We start from the raw sequence: 7,301 nt of genomic DNA on the forward strand, positions 1-7,301 counted from the left end.
TCCTCATGTTGATGCACTTAATAATGCTAAAAATCAACAACTCGTAGATACGTTAGACAGTATTTTAGCACAGCTTAAATTAGGTAAGCATAATGAAAAAGCATGTTACCTGGACAGTACAAGGCCAAATTAAAGAAGGTAAATACGATGAGTTTTTACTGGTAATGGCACAATTAGTTACTTTGGCTAAAAGTGAAGCGGGCACTTTAATGTATGAGTGGACAGTAAGTGAAGACAAGCGCAATGTACATATTTACGAGCGTTACCAAGATGAAGATGCTGCTAAAGCGCATCTTGCTGGTTGGGGCGAAAGTGGCCCACTATTTTTAAGCGTAGTTGATATGGATAAAGTAACGGTATTTAGACAATTATCAGAAGAGTTTGCACAAGCCTTTGCAGGCCCAAGCAGTGTATTTATGAAACCTGTGGGTGGCTTTGTAAAGTTTTAGAGAAAATACCCATTGTTGATCTAAAGAGCTCACCTCATCAGTGAGCTCTTTTTTTAGTGGCATTACTGCTCTTGCTGCAAGCGCTCGTATAGCCAATCTTTTAATTCTGTACGTTCGTGTTTTAATAGATGCATTTGTTCATCGCTTATGGGCGCATCTTTGAGCTCTAACACTCTAATCTCTTTATCTAGCTTGTCGTACTTATCTGCTTTTTTTGCAAATTCAGTATCGCTTTCATTTAACTCGGCAATGGTCTTTAAGTACTCTGGAAAGTCATTTGTTAATGAGTGGTCTTCGCCTAACATATTCGCTCCTTAGTAGGATATAAATGAGCTCACAAGTAAGTGAGTTGTATAAGTGAATTACTGCCTTTCATATAATACACTGGGGCTTACATAGATATAATTCAACCATCGAGCCGCTAATTTGATGTAGCACAAGCAATCTGTTTATTTTGCTCAGTAAGGCATTTCACCAAAGTATCTAATAGTGCGATCAATAAATGCACGTACTTTAGAGGTCAATAATTTATTGTTGGGGTATACAGCCTACGTAGGTGTATTAACTAATCGTAAAAAGCTTAGGGTTCGATATTATTGCTCAAGGTGCAAGGAATCTCTGGCTAGAGAAAATAAATTTAAATATCATCATGATTCAATACGTTAGTAAATCTCTTAACCAGAGTTCAAGTTAGTAAACCAATACCCGCTAAAGGCTTTTAAGCATTTTAGCTAAAAGAGTTAATTTTTAACGCTTTTTGCTAATTTATGTTGGTTAATTAATAGTGGTAGAATGCAGCGCTTAGTACCACTTGTGTAAAGTAGTGGTCAATAATTTATAAGGTCTGTTGTGTAATGCTGTTGATGATCGACAACTACGATTCGTTTACTTACAACTTAGTGCAATATTTTCAGCGTTTAGATCAAGACGTTTTAGTGAAACGTAATGATGAGCTAAGCATTGCACAAATAAAACAGTTAAACCCGCAGCACATCGTGTTATCGCCAGGGCCATGCACCCCTAACGAAGCGGGTATTTCACTAAATGTTGTTGAGCAACTAAAAGGGCAATATCCTATTTTAGGGATTTGCTTGGGGCATCAAACTATCGCACAAGCTTTAGGTGGAGATGTAATTCGTGCTAAAAAAGTAATGCACGGTAAAACATCACCCATAGTTCATACTAATAAAGGGGTGTTTAAAGGCTTAGCTAATCCGTTAACGGTATGTCGTTATCATTCTTTAGTGGTTAAAGCGCAAACTCTGCCTAAAGAGCTTGAAGTAACCGCATGGACTCAAACTGAGCAAGGCGAGTTTGACGAAATTATGGGGTTGTTACACAATGAACTTGCTATCGAAGGTGTGCAGTTTCATCCCGAAGCTATTTTAACTGCTCAAGGCTTAGAACTGCTTGATAACTTTTTAACTCGCTTCTAATGTTATAATACACATAGCATTTTATACTTTATTAATGGATGTCATGACTGAACTTGTAGCCCAGCAGCGTACTGCCAAAATACTAAGCCAACGAGCTCATGACTTATTGCTTGGGCATAGCTTTGCGCATCAGCAAATTGGTTTCATTCATACATTAGATATAGATTACGGCGAACCCATGAAGCAGCGTACCTTGCTTCAGGTTGAAGTGGCCGCACAGAATAAACGCCAGCAAAGCAGTACTGCACATCATAAGTACCGCGCTCAAGCCAGTGAGCAACTGCACAAAACAATTGAAACAGCTATATATAAGCAGCTCGAAGATATAGATGGCGTAATTCATAGCACCATAGGTATTGAAGATGGCATTGCCAATATACTCGATATATTAGCGGTAAAGTCAGCGTCGGTAGGGCGTTTAGAGCCATTGGTTAATGATATAAGCTGGTTGGGTAGGGAGTTAGTAACGCTCGTTAATTTACCTTACTATCGTAATCAACGTAGTAAAAACACGTCTGTAAAAGTAGATAAGCCATCGCTCGCCCTTCGTTATATTGGCCTTGATAACTTACAGCTAGTTATTCCTACATTTGCTGCCCGCCATTGGATGCCACATAGCACCGAACCATTTTCGTTATTAAAACGCCGGCTACGCGACAGCGCGATGGCAAACGCGATTGCAGCGCAAAAAATTGCACAAATTAATAATGTAAATGACGTTCATGCATTTACCCTTGGTATGCTTTTAGATGTAGGGCGAATTGCATTAGTGCGCTTGTACTTAAAAACGTTTGAGCAAATATGGCAACGTAAAGTACAGCTAGCCCGAAATGAAAACCAAAAAGATTTACACACCGCATTATTAGAGCTTCAGCCCGACCCGCTATTTTTAACTACTCTACTTAGCAATAAATCGATAGAAGTAAGCGCTAAGGTAATAGACAAAATGGCTTTTAAATATTTACCGTTTAAAGGGGTAATGCAGCAGCTAGTAAATGGGGTAGATAAGGGCGATACATTACTGCCATTAACAGAAGTAATGCTAAAGGCACGGTGCTATTCTCAATATCTTAATTTAAAAGAACATCAACTTATTGAACCTGATGAAGCTCTAAGCTGGTTTTCGCACTTTAAGTTCACTAAAACGGAACTAAAAACCCTCCAATCGAGTAATTTTACCAATTTAGCTATTCAAATTGACTAAAAATCTGAATTTTTTGTTAATTTTTTTGCGACTAACCATTCATTTTCATCTTATTGTTATATTACATATTTGCCGATTAAAGCGTGTGCGCCTCTGTACTCATGCGGTTAGTTGCCTAAAAATAAGCATAAATAGCTATGCAAATAGTTATTCACTATCTATGAAATAATATCTTTAGCCCTTTATTTTCAAGGGATACATGAAAGTTTTTAACGAGACAGATATCAGTAATTCTGAAATAATGTGCGTCTGAAAATTGAACCACAAAGCAATTTTGCGCAATTATCAGGTTACTGATCTTGCCTATAAAGTTGGTTACAAATATTAACCAAACACCTATTTTGATGTTTTGTGTTGCTCACAATTAAGAGGAAATAAAATGACAGTCAATCGCGAATTATTTGATCACGTAATGGTTCCTAACTACGCACCTTCAAGCGTAATTCCTGTTCGAGGCGAAGGCTCTCGCGTATGGGATCAACAAGGTCGAGAGTTTATCGACTTTGCTGGTGGTATTGCAGTTAACTGTCTTGGCCATTGCCACCCTGCATTAGTAGGCGCATTAAAAGAGCAAGGCGAAAAAATCTGGCATCTATCTAACGTAATGACCAATGAGCCGGCACTTCGCCTAGCTAAAAAAATGGTTGATGCGACATTTGCTGAAAAAGTTTACTTTGCCAACTCTGGCGCAGAAGCAAACGAAGCCGCGCTTAAATTAGCGCGTCGTTTTGCACTTGATAAGTTTGGCGCAGAAAAATCACAAATCATCGCGTTCAACAAAGGTTTCCACGGTCGTACATTCTTTACCGTAACTGTTGGCGGCCAAGCTGCATATTCAGATGGTTTTGGTCCTAAGCCTGGCGACATTGTACATTGTGATTACAATGACCTTGCTGCATTTGATGCACTTATCAGCGATAAAACATGTGCCGTAATGATGGAACCTCTTCAAGGTGAAGGCGGTATTGTTTCACCAACTGATGAGTTTGCTCAAGGCGTTCGCGATTTATGTACTAAACATAACGCACTGCTTATTTTTGATGAAGTTCAAACAGGTGTTGGTCGTACTGGCGATTTATATGCATACCAAGGCTTAAACGTAGTACCTGATATTTTAACTTCGGCTAAAGCACTTGGCGGCGGTTTTCCTATTGGCGCTATGATCACAACAACTGAAATTGCACAGCACCTTAAAGTAGGCACACATGGTTCTACTTATGGCGGTAACCCGCTTGCCTGTGCTGTTGCAGAAGCGGCATTTGATACAGTAAATACCCCAGACGTACTGGCTGGCGTAAAAGAAAAAGCAGCATTATTTAATGAACTACTTAGCGCGGTTAACGAAAAATACAACGTATTTAGCGAAATCCGTGGCCAAGGTTTATTAATTGGTGCAGTAGTGAACGAGCAATACAAAGGTCGTGCAAAAGAGTTTTTAGTGGCAGGTACTGAGCAAGGCCTTATGTCACTAGTTGCCGGTGCAGACGTAATACGTTTCACTCCATCTTTAGTAATTCCTGAAGCGGACATTCGCGAAGGTATGGCACGCTTTGAAAAAGCAGTAGCAAGCGTAGTAAACGCATAAGCGACTTAAGCCAACCAATTAAGGGCAAGCACCGCTTGCCCTGCAATTCCTATTTACCGTTATTTATAAGGGAGCAAGCGGACTCATGATGATCCTTCGCCCAATCCAGCAAAATGATTACTCAGCATTACTGAAAATTGCCCACGAATCTGGGCATGGTTTTACGTCTTTGCCATTAAACGAAGAACTATTGCAAAAGAAAATAGACCATTCTGTAAGTTCATTTGCTAAGCAAACGTCACAACCCGGTGACGAAGGCTACCTGTTTGTTCTTGAAGATAGCGAAACCGGTGATGTTGTAGGTACGTCTGCAATTGAAGCTGCGGTAGGGCTTGATGATGCATTTTATCATTATCACTTAAGTAAAGTGATTCACTCTTCGCGCACATTAAACGTATACAAAGCGGTTGATATTTTAACGCTATGTAACGACTACACAGGCGCTACAGAGCTTTGCACATTGTTTTTAAAAGATGGCTATCGTAAAAATTGTAACGGTAAGCTACTTTCCAAAGCGCGCTTTATGTTTATAAAGCAGCATCAAGAGCGTTTTGCACAAACAGTGATTGCAGAAATGCGCGGTGTGTCTGACGAAAACGGCAGTAGCCCTTTTTGGCAGTGGCTTGAAGAGCACTTTTTCTCAATGGATTTTCCAACAGCCGACTACCTAACAGGTATTGGCCAAAAGGTTTTCATTGCTGAACTAATGCCTAAATACCCAATTTATGTAAATTTGCTAAGTAAAGATGCGCAAGCCGTAATAGGTAAAGTACACGACAACACACGCCCAGCAATCGAGTTATTAAAAAGCGAAGGTTTTACGTTTAATGGCTACGTAGACATTTTTGACGGCGGCCCAACGGTTGAAGCAAAAGTAGATAACATTGCGACGATTCGTAATGCAAATAACTTTAACGTTGAAATTGGCGAAATGACTGGCGACACCATGGTGTTACTAGCTAACGAAAAGCTTGAAGATTTTAGAGCAACCGTTGCACCAATGACATTTGACGAGCGCGCAAAAAGCCTTATTTTATCGCAAGAAGTAGCAGATGCATTGCATTTGCAAACTGGCGATATTGTTAGTGCAACCACGATTTAATTTAGGAGAAAGTATATGACTCATCCTGCACAATTTATTAATGGACAATGGTCACAAGGCCAAGGCACAGAATTTAATTCAGTAAATCCTGCAAATAACGACGTTATTTGGCAGGCATCATCAGCAACTGCGGCGCAAGTAGACACCGCAGTAAATGCAGCGCGCGAAGCGTTTTATGCATGGGCTGATAAAAGCTTTACTGAGCGTTTAGAAATAATTAAAGCATTCGCAGCGCAATTAAAAGAAAACAGCGAAGAGCTCGCTATTACTATCGCACAAGAAACAGGTAAGCCACTGTGGGAAACTCGCACAGAAGCGGGTGCTATGGTTGGTAAAATTGCCATTTCTGAAAAAGCATTTTTAGAGCGCACTGGCGACGTAGAAAACGCAATGCCACTTGGCCGTGCAATGATCCGTCATAAGCCACATGGGGTTGTAGCCGTATTTGGTCCGTATAACTTTCCGGGTCACTTACCTAATGGCCACATTGTGCCAGCGCTTTTAGCCGGTAACACGGTTGTATTTAAACCGTCTGAACTGACTCCTAAAGTTGCCGAGCTTACGCTTAAACTGTGGGAAAAAGCAGGCTTACCAGCCGGTGTAATCAACCTTGTTCAAGGTGAAGTAGAAACGGGTAAAGCCCTTGCTGCTCACAAAGGGATTGATGGCTTGTTCTTTACGGGTTCTTCGCGTACTGGTCATATTTTACATGAACAGTTTGCGGGTCAACCGGGTAAAATTTTAGCGCTAGAAATGGGTGGTAATAATCCACTTATTATTACTGACGTTGAAGACACTAAAGCGGTTGTTCACGATATTATTCAATCAGCGTTTATCTCAAGCGGCCAGCGTTGTACATGTGCACGTAAACTGTTTTTACCTAAAGGTAGCAAAGGCGATGTAATTTTAGAGCGCCTTATCACTGCAACTAAAGCGATTAAAGTAGGTAACTACGATGATGCAGACCAGCCATTTATGGGCTCTATGATCTCATCAGCGGCAGCAGCGGGCATGGTTAAAGCGCAAAACGAGCTTGTTGAGCTTGGCGCTCAAGTATTAGTAGAGCTTGAGCACACAGCCAATACCGGTTTTGTAACACCAGGTATTATTGAGTGTACAAATATTAGTGACTTCCCAGATGAAGAACATTTTGGACCACTTTTAAAAGTATTCCGCTTTGACGACTTTGACCAAGCCATTGATAAAGCAAACGATACAACCTTTGGTTTATCGGCTGGTTTATTAAGTGATAGTGCAGCAGATTACGACCATTTTTTACGTCGTATTCGCGCTGGTATTGTTAACTGGAACCGCCCAATTACTGGCGCGTCAAGCGCAGCACCATTTGGTGGTATTGGCGCATCGGGCAATCACAGAGCAAGCGCGTATTACGCAGCTGATTACTGTGCATACCCAGTTGCTTCAGTAGAGCTTGAAAAAGTAGCGATGCCAGCAACACTAAGCCCAGGCTTAAAAATAGATTAAGTAGTAATACTACTTAATCATTATAAAAGCAGCTTCGGCT

7 protein-coding genes are annotated in these 7,301 nt (G+C 40.6%); 6 read left to right on the forward strand and 1 reads right to left on the reverse strand.

The window, feature by feature from the left end:
* Positions 1 to 92: 92 nt before the first annotated feature.
* Positions 93 to 449, forward strand: coding sequence for a putative quinol monooxygenase (locus H5072_RS07840; RefSeq protein ID WP_182693185.1), 357 nt, complete (start codon positions 93 to 95; stop codon positions 447 to 449).
* Between the two features lie 62 nt (positions 450 to 511).
* Here the strand turns inward: H5072_RS07840 and H5072_RS07845 are convergent, their stop codons facing one another.
* Positions 512 to 754 carry a YdcH family protein gene (locus H5072_RS07845; RefSeq protein WP_002958856.1) on the reverse strand — a complete coding sequence of 81 codons (243 nt, stop codon included), beginning with the start codon at positions 752 to 754 and terminating at the stop codon, positions 512 to 514.
* Positions 755 to 1,303: 549 nt separating this feature from the next.
* On the opposite strand from H5072_RS07845, the gene H5072_RS07850 reads away from it, so the two are divergent.
* From H5072_RS07850 to astD, 5 genes are all read left to right on the forward strand, one after another.
* A complete protein-coding gene (locus H5072_RS07850) occupies positions 1,304 to 1,885 on the forward strand; it encodes an aminodeoxychorismate/anthranilate synthase component II (protein ID WP_024596662.1) in 582 nt (193 codons plus the stop codon).
* Positions 1,886 to 1,928: 43 nt separating this feature from the next.
* Entirely contained in the window at positions 1,929 to 3,089 is a 1,161-nt protein-coding gene (locus H5072_RS07855) for an HDOD domain-containing protein (protein ID WP_002958858.1), read from the forward strand.
* A 379-nt stretch (positions 3,090 to 3,468) separates the two neighbouring features.
* Positions 3,469 to 4,674: an aspartate aminotransferase family protein gene (locus H5072_RS07860; RefSeq protein ID WP_182693186.1), complete on the forward strand. Its 1,206-nt coding sequence runs from the start codon at positions 3,469 to 3,471 to the stop codon at positions 4,672 to 4,674.
* Positions 4,675 to 4,759: 85 nt separating this feature from the next.
* Complete coding sequence (astA, locus tag H5072_RS07865; protein ID WP_024597056.1) at positions 4,760 to 5,776, forward strand: arginine N-succinyltransferase; 1,017 nt, start codon at positions 4,760 to 4,762, stop codon at positions 5,774 to 5,776.
* A gap of 15 nt (positions 5,777 to 5,791) precedes the next feature.
* Positions 5,792 to 7,261: a succinylglutamate-semialdehyde dehydrogenase gene (gene astD, locus H5072_RS07870; protein WP_182693187.1), complete on the forward strand. Its 1,470-nt coding sequence runs from the start codon at positions 5,792 to 5,794 to the stop codon at positions 7,259 to 7,261.
* Positions 7,262 to 7,301 lie beyond the last annotated feature (40 nt).

It is taken from the genome of Pseudoalteromonas sp. SR45-5 (assembly GCF_014163565.1).
Lineage (GTDB): Bacteria > Pseudomonadota > Gammaproteobacteria > Enterobacterales > Alteromonadaceae > Pseudoalteromonas > Pseudoalteromonas distincta.